We start from the raw sequence: 13,600 nt of genomic DNA, 5'->3' as shown, positions 1-13,600 counted from the left end.
TCCAGCGGGCCACGTGGTCAGAAGACTGGCTCCATGGACGAAACCCAGCATTCCGCACCCCACCCAGCGCCTACGGACGCGGCCGCACCAAAAGAGCTTGCGGCGCTCTCCCCTGCAGACGAACCCCTTGCCATCCGCACCGCCGAGGACATCCTTGCGTACATCCCCCACGCCCTCGGCGAGTGGCCCCACGAGAGCCTCGTCGTGGTGCGCCTCGCCGGTGGGCAGCTGGGGTCCACGCTGAGAATTGACCTTCCCGGCCGCCGCGGGCCGTCGGCCCTGCGCCGGTTCACCGACACAGTGGCCGAGTACGTTGCCCATGGCGGGCCAGCAGCCGCCGTGCTGGCCCTCTACACACACCGAGCGTGGTCGGATCCACAGCGTCCGCCGCACCGCGAGGTCGTGGACGCCGTCGTGGCGAGGCTCGCCGAGGAAGAGGTCCAGGTGGGGGAGGTGTGGGTAGTGGGTGAGAAGCATTGGCGCACCGCGACCTGCACCGACATCCTCTGCTGCCCGTGGCCCGGGACCAGCGTGGAATCGCTTCGGGCAAGCCGGATCGAGGCCGAGATGGTCTACCGGGGGAGCTCCTACGGGACACGTGACCTTCTTGAGCCCGTGGGGATTCCCGTGGCGCCACCGGCAGCCGTGGCCGCTGCGATCGAAGCCTGCCTGCAGGACCCAGAACGGTGGTGGGACCCCCTCGTCTTCACCGCGGCGCTCGCGGCCTGGGAGGACGTGCTCTCCGGGCAGGCGGTGCCTGATCCGTCCCGCCTGCGGCTCCTGGCGGCGACCGTCATGCGGCCAGCGCTGAGGGACGCCGTCCTGGTCGCTTCGGCTTCGGATGCCGCGACGGCATGGCAGGGCTCTTCCGCCACGGCAGTGCTGCGGGCTGCGCAGCCCGAGGGACAGCCCCCAGGTCTGCCCGGCGGCGTGTCGGTGGCCACTGCGTCGGCCGCGCTTGACCTCTGGTCTGCGAGCCCTCCGGGCTTCGAATTCGGCCCGGTCCTGCTGGGCTCGACCGGATCAGCGCCCGCATGGGATCGGATTGCCCGGCTCGAACGCATCGCCTTGAGCCTGGCCCAGATGGAGGAGCCCGAGGTCCGCGCCCCGGCGCTGTCCATGCTGGCCTGGGTCCAGTGGGCGAGGGGCCGGGGCGGCCGGAGTCTCAAGTTCCTCGAACGGGCGCTCTCCGCGGACCCGGACTACCGGCTCGCGCAGCTCCTCTGGGACTTCGTCCAGCATGGCCAGCTTGCCGGGTGGGCGCTCAACAGGGAGACAGCCTGGCACCGTGCGGCGGAGGCCGCTGAGGAAGAGGTGGGCCGGTGCCTGCGTGCCGGGGATGAAGGAGCGGCGCCTTCATGAGAGAATAGTCGGCAGACCCGGTTGGGTCCGAACTTCGGCTGGATGTTCTCGTTCGGGTTTTGAATCCGCGCGTGCGGGAACGAATCCAGTGGCCGAGGGGTTGTAGGAATACAGACCCTTCGGACCGGAGCGGCAGCGTGAGCAGCCGATCGGACTTGACAGGGTCATAGTGGTGTTGCCCTCAGGGCAATCACCGGCACTGCGGCAGGAAGGTAATCGTGACGCCCCCCACGGAGAATGAGACCGCCGAGACGGCGCTCGAGGAGAACGCCTCGGTGAGCGCTCCCGCGCGCACCGCGGCCAAGCGGTCTGTGGCCAAGACGGCTGCACCTAAGGCGAAGGCGCCCGCACGCAAGCCGGCGGTGAAGGCCGCCCCGAAGGGCCGGGCGAGCGCAAAGACCGCAGAGACGGCGGCCCCAGCGGCAGCGCCGACCGAGGACGCCGTCGTGGAGGACCTCGAGGCGGTCACGCCCGATGAGGGCGAGATTGCCGCGGAGAGCGAGGCCGAGAAGGCATCGGGCTCTGCCATCGTCATCTCAGATGCCGACGATGACGACGCTCCGGTCCAGCAGGTCACGAGCGCCGGTGCGACGGCCGATCCGGTCAAGGACTACCTCAAGCAGATCGGCAAGGTGGCCCTCCTCAACGCCGAGCAGGAAGTCGACCTCGCACTGCGGATCGAGGCGGGACTGTTCGCCAAGCACAAGATCGACGAAGAGGGCGCGACCTACGACGCCCAGCACCTCCATGACCTCGAACGCATCGTGCACGACGGCGAGCGGGCCAAGAACCACCTGCTCGAGGCAAACCTGCGCCTCGTCGTCTCGCTGGCCAAGCGGTACACCGGCCGCGGCATGCTGTTCCTCGACCTCATCCAGGAAGGCAATCTGGGCCTGATCCGCGCGGTCGAGAAGTTCGACTACACGAAGGGCTTCAAGTTCTCGACCTACGCCACGTGGTGGATCCGTCAGGCCATCACCCGTGCCATGGCGGATCAGGCCCGTACGATCCGTATCCCGGTCCACATGGTGGAGGTCATCAACAAGCTCGCCCGCGTCCAGCGGCAGATGCTCCAGGACCTCGGACGTGAGCCCACCCCCGAGGAGCTCGCCACTGAGCTCGACATGACGCCCGAGAAGGTCGTCGAGGTGCAGAAGTACGGCCGCGAGCCGATTTCGCTCCATACGCCGCTCGGCGAGGACGGCGACTCGGAGTTCGGCGACCTGATCGAGGACTCGGAGGCCGTGGTCCCCGCGGACGCCGTGAGCTTCACGCTGCTCCAGGAGCAGCTCCACTCGGTCCTCGACACCCTCTCCGAGCGGGAGGCCGGCGTCGTCGCGATGAGGTTCGGCCTCACGGACGGCCAGCCCAAGACCCTCGATGAGATCGGCAAGGTCTACGGCGTCACGCGCGAGCGCATCCGTCAGATCGAATCGAAGACGATGTCGAAGCTGCGTCATCCGTCACGCTCGCAGGTTCTGCGGGACTACCTGGACTGAGTCAGGCACGTGAGAGGGCCCGGACACCTTCGGGTGTCCGGGCCCTCTCACGTGATGCTTCAGCGGGACGCTCGCCCGCGGCGAGTTCGGCCCTCTCTGCTCAATCAGTCCTCGGCAAGCGCGACCTTGTCGGTCAGCCGGCTCGACTCGTCGTGCCACATCGATGCCAGCGGACGCAGGGTCGGCTCGACGGCGCGGGCGTGGTGGGCGCAGAACTGGAGTGCTCCACCCGACGCTTCCAGGACCACCCGCACATAGGCTTGGGCGCCACAGCGGTCGCAGCGGTCAATGGCGGTCAGGGTGGGATCCGCGAGTGCTGCAGTCATCTCAGCCTCCTTAGCTCTTTCACCGGGTGCTGGTACACGGTTCATTACATCTAACACCGGCACACCGCGGTTTTCTGCCAAGGATTCGCAACTTTCGCTCGCGGCGTATTGCAGTTCGGACACAGCCTGGGCGACGTCGGCCACGGTTCCATGCACACCGAGCGCCGCTGCCGATAACTGGCGGGCGGCGGACTAATCTTGCTCTGTACCCTGTCAAGACCACTGGGCCGGCCCGCACAGCACAGCGCTGCCCGCCAGCCCGCAACAGCACCACCCGAAGGAGTCCCGCGCGCGTGACACCGAGTTCTGAATACACCGCCCGGCACCTGTCCGTCCTCGAGGGACTCGAGGCCGTTCGCAAGCGGCCAGGGATGTACATCGGTTCCACCGACTCGCGCGGCCTCATGCACTGCCTGTGGGAGGTCATCGACAACTCGGTCGACGAGGCTCTCGCCGGGTTCGGCCACGAGATTGCCGTCATCCTCCATGCGGACGGCTCGGTTGAGGTGCACGACGACGGCCGCGGCATCCCAGTCGACATCGAACCCAAGACCGGCCTGAGCGGCGTCGAGGTCGTGTACACGAAGCTGCACGCCGGTGGAAAGTTCGGCGGCGGCTCCTACACGGCGTCGGGCGGTCTCCACGGCGTGGGGGCCTCGGTCGTCAACGCGCTGTCGGCCCGGCTCGACGTCCAGGTGGACCGCGGCGGGAAGACGTACCAAATGTCGTTCCGGCGCGGCGAGCCCGGCCGGTTCAAGGACGCGGCCCGGCCCGGCCCGGACTCGCCCTTCGAGCCGTTCGTCAACGACTCCGTGCTCGACGTGGTCGGCAAGGCGAAGCGGGGCGTGACGGGCACCCGTGTGCGGTACTGGGCGGATCGTCAGATCTTCACACCGGATGCGAAGTTCTCCTACGACGACCTGGCGAACCGCGCCCGCCAGACCTCGTTCCTCGTGCCCGGCCTGCGGATCACCGTCCGCGACGAGCGCGGGCTGCCGGGAACGCCGGGCGCCGAGGGGCCGCATGAGGAGGTGTTCCACCATGATGGCGGCATCTCCGAGTTCGTCGAATACCTTGCCATCGACGCGCCGGTCACTGACGTCTGGCGGCTCCATGGCACCGGGACGTTCTCCGAGACGGTTCCCGTGCTCGACGAGCAGGGGCACTCGCGCATCGCCGAGGTCGAACGCTCGTGCGAGGTCGACGTCGCCCTGCGCTGGGGGGTTGGGTACGACACGGCGCTGCGCACGTTCGTCAACATCATCGCGACCCCCAAGGGGGGCACCCACCAGGCCGGCTTCGAGGCCGCGATCCTGAAGGTGTTCCGCAAGTCCGTCGAGGCCAACGCGCGCAAGCTCAAGGTGGGCAACGACAAGATCGAGAAGGACGACGTCCTCGCCGGCATGACGGCCGTTCTCACCGTGCGGCTCGCCGAGCCCCAGTTCGAGGGCCAGACGAAGGAGATCCTGGGCACGCCCGCGGTCCGCCAGATCGTCTCACGCGTGGTCGAGAAGGAGCTTGGCGCCAAGCTTTCCTCGACCGCGCGCGGCGACAAGAACCAGAGCGCCGTGCTCCTGGAGAAGGTCGTCAACGAGATGAAGTCGCGCATCACCGCGCGGGTCCACAAGGAGACGCAGCGGCGCAAGACGGCGCTCGAGACCTCGACGCTGCCGGCGAAGCTCATCGATTGCCGCACCGACGACACGGCCCGCTCCGAGCTGTTCATCGTAGAGGGCGACTCGGCGCTCGGTACCGCCCGGCACGCGCGCTCGAGCGAGTTCCAGGCCCTCCTGCCGATCCGGGGCAAGATCCTCAACGTCCAGAAGGCATCGGTGGGGGACATGCTCTCCAACGCCGAGTGCGCTGCGCTCATCCAGGTGGTCGGCGCCGGCTCCGGGCGGAGCTTCGACATCGACGTGGCCCGATACGGCCGCGTGATCCTCATGACCGATGCCGACGTTGACGGCGCGCATATCCGCACGCTGCTGCTCACCCTGTTCTTCCGGTACATGCGTCCCATGGTCGAGGCCGGGCGCGTGTTCGCCGCCGTCCCCCCGCTGCACCGCGTCGAGGTCGTTAACCCCGGGTCGAAGCCGAACGAGATGGTCTACACGTACTCGGACGCCGAGCTCCACCGTGTTCTGGCGCGTCTCGAGGCCGAGGGGCGCAAGCACAAGGAGCCCCCGCAGCGCTACAAGGGCCTCGGGGAGATGGATGCGGACCAGCTCGCGGAGACCACGATGGACCCCCGGCATCGCAGCCTGCGGCGCGTGACGATCGAGAGTGCCCAGCGCGCCGAGGAGGTGTTCGAACTGCTCATGGGCTCGGACGTGGCCCCGCGCAAGGACTTCATCGTGACCGGCAGCGGCCAGCTCGATCGTGAGCGGATCGACGCGTAGCGCGACGGGCCTCGCCTGAGTGCGTCGCGCCTGAGGACCTCGCGCGACGGGGCGTCAGACGAGGCCCGGTGCGAGGAGCAGGACCGTCGGAACGGCGATGAGCATCAGGCTCGCGGTGAGGACGATCGCGGTGGCGCCCCTCCCGAGCGGGGGCCGCGGCGACAGGAGCCTGCTGAGGCGCCCGGCGATGTCGACGCCGTTCGTGTCGAAGGCACCGGCCGCGAGGCCCGAGTCCGCTTCCGTCTGCGGGGAGGGAGCGCCCCGTGCCCGCCGGGCGCCGTCGGACGCGGACGCGGACGCCGAATGCTCGGCATCGCCCACTGCAACGAGGGCAATCGCGCGGATGAGGACGTCGTCCGGGGCTGTGCGCCGCGCGACGTCGTCGGCGAGCATCTCAATGAGCGAGTTGACGGACTGCCGCGCGAGGCGGCTCGTCGGCAGCCACGGCAAGGCTGATCGCCAGGCCTCGAAGGCCCAGAGGAGCAGGTGATGGCGCTGGGTGAGGTGGGCCCGCTCGTGGCTCACGACAGCGTCGAGCTCTTCGGGCGCGAGGGTCTCCATGAGTCCGTCGGACAGGACGGTCACGGACCGGGACCCGCCGGGCAGGCAGTAGGCGACGGGGGCAGGATGGCTGATCACCCACGTGCGCTCTAGCGCGCCGGAGGGCGCGCTCAGGAGGAAGAGCAGCTCGCGGTGCCGGTGCCGCTGGGCCACGATCCGCGCGTAGGTCAGGAGGAGCGTGAAGACAAGGTGCAGGCTCAGGAGGGCCGCCGCGCTGAGCGCGAAGAGGTGCCAGAAGTGGAGCTCGGCGGTGGTCTGGTTGGCGACGACGATCGTCACCGCGCGGCGCACGGCTGCCACGAGGCTGTCGCCGAGCGGAGACAGCCCGTAGACGAGCATCGCGCCGATCATCGAGAGCCCTCCGGCGAGCGCGATCGACTGCCACAGGACCATCGCGGCGAAGGGGGAGCGGGCGGGCCAGCGGGCGCGCGAGAGCGCCACCGGCACCGGCCACGCGAGGACCAGTGCCAGCAGCGCGAGGAGGTAGGAGGCTACGAGCACGCGCCCACTCCGGCGGTGCGGATCAGCCGCGCGCCAGGAGCTTGCGGAGGGTCGCCGCCTCGGCCTCGGTCACAGAGCCGATGAACCGTGCGAGCACGGCCTCACGGTCGGGTGCGGTACCGAGCGCCTCGTGCATGAGGCGCGCTGTGTGATCCTCGCGGGTCGAGATGGAACGGTAGCGGTGGGGCCGTGTGCCGCGCTCGCGCTCCACGAGGCCCTTCTTCTCGAGCCGGGACAGGACGGTGAGGACCGTGGTCACTGCCAGATCCTTGCCTTCCTGCCCGTGGCTCGCGGTCTGGGCCAAGCGATCACGGAGGTCATTCGCGGTGGAGGCCTCCGGGGCGGTCCACAGGAGGTCCATCACCGAACGCTCGAGTTCACCCAGGCTTGCCATGTTTCTTCCCAGTCCTTAGATGCAGTTCCGACGCAGCCAACCCTTGACACGTCTACTCCATTCTACGCACGGTAGAACAGTTTCGTGGTGCTACGGCGCGAGCCGTTCGCTCACAGCGCGATCGGGACAACCTCGACCTTGCGCGAGAGATCCGGCACCTAGCAATGTTCTACACTCTGTAGAAGTCAATCTTTCTACGCAACGTAGAAGTTTAGTCGGCAGAACCGGGAGCATGTGCGTGGACGCTTTGGAGATAGCACGCTGGCAGTTCGGAATCACCACGGTCTACCACTTCATGATGGTGCCGCTGACCATCGGCCTGGGACTCGTCGTGGCGGTCCTGGAGACTGTGTGGGTCCGCACGGGCAAGGTCGAGTTCCTGAGGATGACCAAGTTCTGGGGCAAGCTCTTCCTCATCAACTTCATCATGGGCGTGGCCACCGGAATCGTGCAGGAGTTCCAGTTCGGCATGGCCTGGAGCGAGTACAGCCGGTTCGTCGGCGACGTGTTCGGCGCCCCGCTGGCCATGGAGGCGCTGCTCGCATTCTTCGTCGAGTCGACGTTCCTCGGCCTGTGGATCTTCAGCTGGAAGCTCCTGCGGCCGGGGCTGCATCTCGCCGCCCTGTGGATCGCGGTGATCGGCTCGGCGGTCTCGGCCTACTTCATCATCGTTGCCAACAGCTGGATGCAGCATCCGGTGGGCGTCAAGGTCGTGGACGGAAGGCCCGTCATGACGGACGCGTGGGCCGTCTTCACCAACAACACCGCGCTCGTCGCCGTACCGCACACCATCTTGGGTGCCCTCGGCGTGGCCGGCGGGTTCCTCCTCGGCATCGCCTGGTACCACCTGTGGCGCCGGCGCCATGATGGCATCGACACTGTCGAAGTCGCCCAAGAGGGCACGGCGCGCGGCAAGCAGCGCGTCGTCGTCGGCGAGGCCGTCGGTGTGGCTGGACGCGACCGCACGGACCATGCCGTCTGGCTCAAGTCCCTCCGGATCGGCGCCGTCGTCGCCATGATCTCCTTTGCCGGGACCGCCATCACAGGCGACCTCCAGGGCAAGCTCATGTTCGAGCAGCAGCCCATGAAGATGGCAGCCGCCGAGGCGGCGTGCCACGACGGCACCAGCTTCTCGGTCCTTTCCGTGGGCAACCTCGGGTCGAAGGACTGCTCGGACGTCGCAGCGGTCATCGAGATCCCGGGCCTGCTCTCCTTCCTCGCCCACAACGACTTCACCACGAACATCCAGGGCGTCAACAGCCTCCAGGACCAGTACAGGAAGGCCTATGGCACCGCGGTCCCGGACAACCCCATCTACGGCGACCGCGCCGGGCAGGCCATCAACTACGTGCCCGTGATGGAGGTCACCTACTGGGGCTTCCGGGCGATGATCGGGTTCGGCGGTCTCGCTGCGCTTGCTGCCCTCATCGCGCTCGTCATCACGCGCAAGGGCACCGTGCCCGAGTCCCGCTGGCTCATGCGGCTGGCTGTCCTCGGCATCTTCGCACCGTTCGGCGCGAACGCAGCGGGGTGGATCTTCACCGAGATGGGGCGCCAGCCCTTCGTCGTCGCGCCCAACCCCGCCATGGCAGGCAGCGTCGACCAGGTGTTCATGTTCACAGCGGCCGCAGTGTCTCCGGGCGTGACGGCGGGGGAGATCCTCACGTCGCTCATCGTCCTGACCCTCCTGTACGCGGCCCTCATGGTGGTCGAGGTCCGTCTCCTCGTGACCTACATCCGCGGCGGCGTCGCGTCCGCCATGCCTGAACTCGCCGAGACCGCGCAGAAGCACGACGGCGGCCCGCACGACGGCGGTGATGGCACCGGCGGCGGCGGGGCCGAAAAGCCCGCCGACGACGTCCTGGCCTTCGCCTACTAGGAGGAAACGACTGATGGAAACCCTTCCCACAGCCCTGGGCACGACATGGTTCTGCGCGATCGCCGTCCTGTGGCTCGGCTACCTCTTCCTCGAGGGCTTCGACCTCGGCGTCGGCATGCACATGAAGCTCTTCGCCCGCGGTGAGCGTGAGCGGCGCGTGCTGCTCAATACGATCGGCCCCGTCTGGGACGGCAACGAGGTGTGGCTCCTGACTGCGGGCGGGGCAACGTTCGCGGCCTTCCCGCGCTGGTACGCCTCGCTCTTCTCCGCGCTGTACCTGCCACTCACCCTCGCCCTCGTCGCGCTGATCTTCCGGGCCGTCGCGATCGAGTACCGGGGCAAGGTCCACTCCGACCGCTGGCGCACGGCGTGGGACTGGGCGCTTGCACTCGGCTCGGGCGTGGCCGCGTTCTGCGTCGGAGCGATGCTCGCACTCACGACGACGGGCCTGCCGCTTGACGCGAACGGCGACCGCGTGGGCGGGCCGTTCGTGTGGCTCAACGGGTACGCGGTGCTTGGCGGCCTCGCGGTCGTCGCGTTCGCCCTCGTCCACGGGCTCGCATTCCTCGCGCTCAAGACGGACGGCGAGATCCGCACGCGCGCCCATGGCGCGTTCGTCCGCTGGCTTCCCCTCGCAGTGCTCCCGCTCGTCGTCTGGGTCCTCGCAGTGCAGGTCCGCACGGGTGCCTGGTGGAGCTGGGCTCTGACGGTTGTCGCGGCGGCCGCAGCCGTCACCGCGTGGCTCCTGGGGCGGCGGGGCTCGGAGGGCCGCGCATTCATCGGCCTCGCCGCATTCCTCGTGGCCGGCGCTGCGGCGATCTTCTCCGCCGTCTACCCCGTGGTGCTGCCCTCGACCCTCGATGCGGCCAACAGCCTCACGGTGGGCAGCGCGTCGTCGTCCGACTACACGCTGGGCCTCATGACGGTGGTTGCGCTCATCGGGCTCCCGCTCGTGCTCGCCTACCAGGTCTGGACCTACTGGGTGTTCCGTCGCCGCCTCACGGTGGACAGCATCCCCGCGGCGCACTCGGTGGTTCCGGCGATCGTGGTCCGACTCGTCACGGGCAAGTCGGCCTAGGGCCCCATGCGACCGGAGATTCCCCTAGGACCCTCGACCCGCCGGGCGCTCCTGGGCCTCGGCCTCCTCGCCGTGGCCAAGGCTGTGGGGCTCATCCTCATGGCCCAGGGGATCGCCGCGGGTATCGCGGGGCTCGCGTCCGGGACCCCCGGCACGGGGACCGTCCGCGATGCGGCCCTGTGGGCAGCCGCAGGTGTTCTGGTCCGGGGCGTCGCACAGTGGGGAACGTCCGCGGTGGGCCGGTGGGCCGCCGTTGGGGTGAAGGAGGAGCTCCGCGCCGAGCTGATCGAGGCGGGGATGGACGCCGGTGGCACCGAAGGCCCTTCCGCGGACGACGGCGCGGACCGCGTCGCGTCGTCGCCCGCAGCGACCGCCGTGCTCGCCGGCCGGGGCCTCGACGCCCTCGACTCGCTGTACACGCAGTACCTTCCCGCGATGGTCGGGACCGCCACCGTGCCGGTGCTGCTCGGGGCCCGGATCCTCGGCGCGGACTGGGTGAGCGCGCTCATCCTCGTGCTCACGCTCCCGCTCGTGCCCCTGTTCATGATCCTTATCGGGCGCCACACCGTCGGTGCGGTGTCGGAGGCCCAACAGGCGCTCCTGCGGCTCGGCTCACACCTGGTCGAGCTTGCGCAGGGCCTGCCCGTGCTCGTCGGCCTCGGCCGCGCACGCGAGCAGCGCGTGGCCCTCGGTGAGCTGTCCCGTGCCTACAAGGGCCGGACGATGGCCACGCTCAGGGTCGCCTTCCTGTCCTCACTGGCCCTCGAGCTCATCTCCACGATCTCTGTGGCCGTGGTGGCGGTGTTCATCGGCGTCCGTCTCGTGTATGGCGAGATGACCCTCGAGGCAGGGCTCCTCGCCCTCATCCTCGCTCCGGAATGCTTCCAGCCGCTGCGCGATCTCGGCAGCGCCCACCATGCGAGCGAGGACGGCACGGAGGCCCTGCGGCGCACGCGTGAGCGGTTGGCTGTGCCGCACGGCGCACGGCTCCTCTCGGCAGCAGAGCGGCCCGGCCGTGAACCGGGTCGCGACGGCGGCGTCCCGCAGCTGAGCGTGGAGCGGCTCTCCGTGAGGTACGACGGCGCGCCCCACGACGCCGCAGGACCGCTCACCTTCACCGCTCCGGCCGGGCGCGTGACCGTGCTGGCCGGCCCCAGCGGCTCAGGCAAGACCACCATCCTGGCCGCGATCGCCGGGCTCGTGCGCGACGGCGCAGGGGCGGCTGTCTCGGGGACGGTGCAGGGCTCGGATCCTTCCGGGATCGCATGGGTCCCGCAACACCCGCAGTTCACGCAGCGCACCGTCGCGGCCGAGCTCGCGCTGTACGCGGGGAGTGCGGTCGATCGGGATGCGACGCTCACGGACGCCATTCTCCGCAGGCTCGGCCTCGCCGGGCTCGCCGACGCCGACCCGAGCGAGCTGAGCCCCGGACAGCAGCGCCGCGTCGCGGTGGGCCGCGGCCTGGCCCGCGTCGCGGACGGGGCGGGCCTCGTGCTGCTCGACGAGCCCACCGCGCATCTCGATGGCGCCTCCGCGGACCTCGTTGAGCGGGCCATCGGCGCACTCTCCGGCCGCGCGACGGTCCTGCTCGTCTCCCACGAGACCCGAACGGCGGCCCTCGCTGACCACGTCGTCGAGCTCGCACCTTCCGCTGGCACCGCATCCGAGAGGTTCCGCTCCGCGACGCCGGAGACGCCCGCCCCGACACGCGATGCGCCGGCGGTCACCACCGCGCCTCGCGGCACGTGGCTACGCGTGCTCGTCTCCCTGATCCGCCCGGACGTTTGGAAATACGCCCGCGCGGCCCTTGCCGGCCTCGGATCTGCCGCAGCCGCAGTGGCCCTCTCGACGCTGTCCGGCTGGCTCATCGTGCGCGCTGCCGAACAGCCTCCGATCCTGTACCTGCTGACGGCGATCACGGGGGTGCGGTTCTTCGGCATCGCGCGGGCCGTGCTGCGGTACCGGGAGCGCCTGGTGCTGCACTCGGCGGTCCTGTCAACGCTCACCGTTCTGCGCGACCGGCTCTGGGGTGCGTTGTCGAGCCGTGGGCTCGCTGCGCGCCGGCTCCTGGTCCCGGGTGCGGCACTTGAATCCCTCGTCGGGGACGTCGAGGCGGTGCGCGACCAGCTCCCGCGGGTGCTGCATCCCCTCGCGACCGCGGTCCTCGTGGGCGCCGGCGGCGCCGTCGCCGTCGGGATCCTGCTGCCCGGCCAGCTGCCCGTGCTCGCGGCAGCCCTCGTGGTGTCGCTCATCGCCGCGCCGGCGGCAGCCCTGGCAGCGGACCGGCGCTCGGCCGTGCGCCTCCAGAGCGGCCGTGCACGCTTCCTGGCCCGGATGGGGCAGGCACTCGCCGCAGCCGGTGACCTCGCGGCGAACTCCCGTACCGGTGCCGTCCTTGCCCGCCTCCGGTCGGAGGACGGAGCGCTCACCCGCCTCGAGCGCCGCGGGGCGGCGGCCGAGGGCCTCGCGCAGGGGATCGTCATTGCCGCGACCGGCATCGCGGCCGTCTTGACCCTCGTCACCGCCCACGCGGCGGGCGCCCCGGCAACCACGGTCGCCGCCGTCCTGCTGCTCCAGCTCGCGCTCGCCGAGCCGCTCGCAGCCGCGAGCACGGCCGTCCAACAGCTACCGGCACTCCGATCGGCGCTCACGCGCGTCGCGGCGGAGGAGTCGGTGGGGGCCCCGCGGGCGATGCCGGGCCGAGACGCGGCCCACACGGAGGCGGCCCACACGACCACTGCCCGGCCGAACGCAGTCCAGCCGAACACTGCCCACCCGAACGGAGCCGAGGCGACCGCAGCACAGGCGAACACTGCCCGGCCGAACACTGCCCGGCCGCAGACAGCCCAGCCGACGACAGCCGGGGCGGCTCTGTTGCGGCCCGACCCACGGGTGTCCGCGGCCGGACCTACGGGTGTCTGCCTCCGCGACGTGGGCGTCGGGTGGCCCGGTGGCTCCGACGTCGTCACTGGGCTGGACCTCGCGGCGGGGCCGGGGGACTGGGTCATCGTTGCGGGTCCATCCGGAGCCGGCAAGTCCACCGTGCTCGCGCTCCTCACGGGGTTCCTCAGACCGCGCCGGGGGACTGTCGAGGTCACCGGACCCGTGGCCTGGTGCCCTCAGGAGTCGCACCTCTTCGACTCGACCGTCCGCGGAAACCTCGCAATCGCCCGCGACCGCGACCACGCGCCGTCGGACGCCGAACTCGAAGAGGTCCTCGCGAGGGTCGGCCTGCTCGCCCATGTGCAGACCCTCCCGTACGGCCTTGACGCGCGCATCGGCAGCCGTGGGTCCTTCCTCTCGGGCGGCCAGCGGCAGCGGCTCGCCGTGGCGCGCACTCTGCTCGCGGGGGCCGAGACGGTGCTCCTCGACGAGCCGACCGCCCACCTCGACGCGGAGGCCGGCCTCGAGCTCGTCACCGCGCTGCACGAGGCGCTCGCCGACCGGACCGTCATCATGGTCACACATCACGCCTCGGAGCTCATGCCCGGGGACCTGCTCGTGGAACTCGGAGCGCGGCGCGCGGACTCCGCGCACGACGCCGGCCTGTCGGCGCAGCTGGCCCGCTGAGCCCCGGCGGCGGGCACAGTTCGCCGGGGAC

General features: G+C 70.1%; 9 protein-coding genes. 6 read left to right on the top strand and 3 right to left on the bottom strand.

What is annotated here, in order from left to right; genetic code table 11:
* The first annotated feature begins 33 nt into the window (after nucleotides 1-33).
* Together RBS60_RS05780 and RBS60_RS05775 are read left to right on the top strand one after the other, a co-directional pair.
* On the top strand, nucleotides 34-1,362 hold the full coding sequence (locus RBS60_RS05780; protein ID WP_307956576.1) for a DUF4192 domain-containing protein: 1,329 nt from the start codon (nucleotides 34-36) through the stop codon (nucleotides 1,360-1,362).
* A 218-nt stretch (nucleotides 1,363-1,580) separates the two neighbouring features.
* The gene (locus tag RBS60_RS05775; RefSeq protein WP_307956575.1) at nucleotides 1,581-2,861 is read left to right on the top strand and encodes an RNA polymerase sigma factor; all 1,281 of its coding nucleotides are present in this window, start codon (nucleotides 1,581-1,583) and stop codon (nucleotides 2,859-2,861) included.
* Between the two features lie 104 nt (nucleotides 2,862-2,965).
* Here the strand turns inward: RBS60_RS05775 and RBS60_RS05770 are convergent, their stop codons facing one another.
* Nucleotides 2,966-3,187 carry a hypothetical protein gene (locus RBS60_RS05770; RefSeq protein WP_307956574.1) on the bottom strand — a complete coding sequence of 74 codons (222 nt, stop codon included), beginning with the start codon at nucleotides 3,185-3,187 and terminating at the stop codon, nucleotides 2,966-2,968.
* Nucleotides 3,188-3,480: 293 nt separating this feature from the next.
* Between RBS60_RS05770 and RBS60_RS05765 the strand changes: the two genes are divergently transcribed.
* A complete protein-coding gene (locus tag RBS60_RS05765) occupies nucleotides 3,481-5,586 on the top strand; it encodes a DNA topoisomerase IV subunit B (protein WP_307956573.1) in 2,106 nt (701 codons plus the stop codon).
* Between the two features lie 54 nt (nucleotides 5,587-5,640).
* Here the strand turns inward: RBS60_RS05765 and RBS60_RS05760 are convergent, their stop codons facing one another.
* Nucleotides 5,641-6,648: a M56 family metallopeptidase gene (locus tag RBS60_RS05760; protein WP_307956572.1), complete on the bottom strand. Its 1,008-nt coding sequence runs from the start codon at nucleotides 6,646-6,648 to the stop codon at nucleotides 5,641-5,643.
* A 22-nt stretch (nucleotides 6,649-6,670) separates the two neighbouring features.
* Nucleotides 6,671-7,042, bottom strand: a complete 372-nt coding sequence (locus RBS60_RS05755; RefSeq protein WP_307956571.1) for a BlaI/MecI/CopY family transcriptional regulator — start codon at nucleotides 7,040-7,042, stop codon at nucleotides 6,671-6,673.
* A gap of 238 nt (nucleotides 7,043-7,280) precedes the next feature.
* Here RBS60_RS05755 and RBS60_RS05750 point away from each other — a divergent pair, with 238 nt between their 5' ends.
* From RBS60_RS05750 to cydD, 3 genes are read left to right on the top strand one after another with little or no spacing between them, the layout of a single operon-like run.
* Nucleotides 7,281-8,921, top strand: a complete 1,641-nt coding sequence (locus RBS60_RS05750; protein ID WP_307956570.1) for a cytochrome ubiquinol oxidase subunit I — start codon at nucleotides 7,281-7,283, stop codon at nucleotides 8,919-8,921.
* 13 nt (nucleotides 8,922-8,934) lie between these two features.
* Nucleotides 8,935-9,999: a cytochrome d ubiquinol oxidase subunit II gene (gene cydB, locus RBS60_RS05745; RefSeq protein ID WP_307956569.1), complete on the top strand. Its 1,065-nt coding sequence runs from the start codon at nucleotides 8,935-8,937 to the stop codon at nucleotides 9,997-9,999.
* A 6-nt stretch (nucleotides 10,000-10,005) separates the two neighbouring features.
* Nucleotides 10,006-13,569, top strand: coding sequence for a thiol reductant ABC exporter subunit CydD (gene cydD / locus RBS60_RS05740; protein WP_307956568.1), 3,564 nt, complete (start codon nucleotides 10,006-10,008; stop codon nucleotides 13,567-13,569).
* The last annotated feature ends 31 nt before the right edge of the window (nucleotides 13,570-13,600 follow it).

It is taken from the genome of Sinomonas sp. ASV486 (genome assembly GCF_030908215.1).
Taxonomy (GTDB): Bacteria; Actinomycetota; Actinomycetes; order Actinomycetales; family Micrococcaceae; genus Sinomonas; species Sinomonas puerhi.
This window is presented reverse-complemented; position numbering and strand designations above follow the sequence as displayed.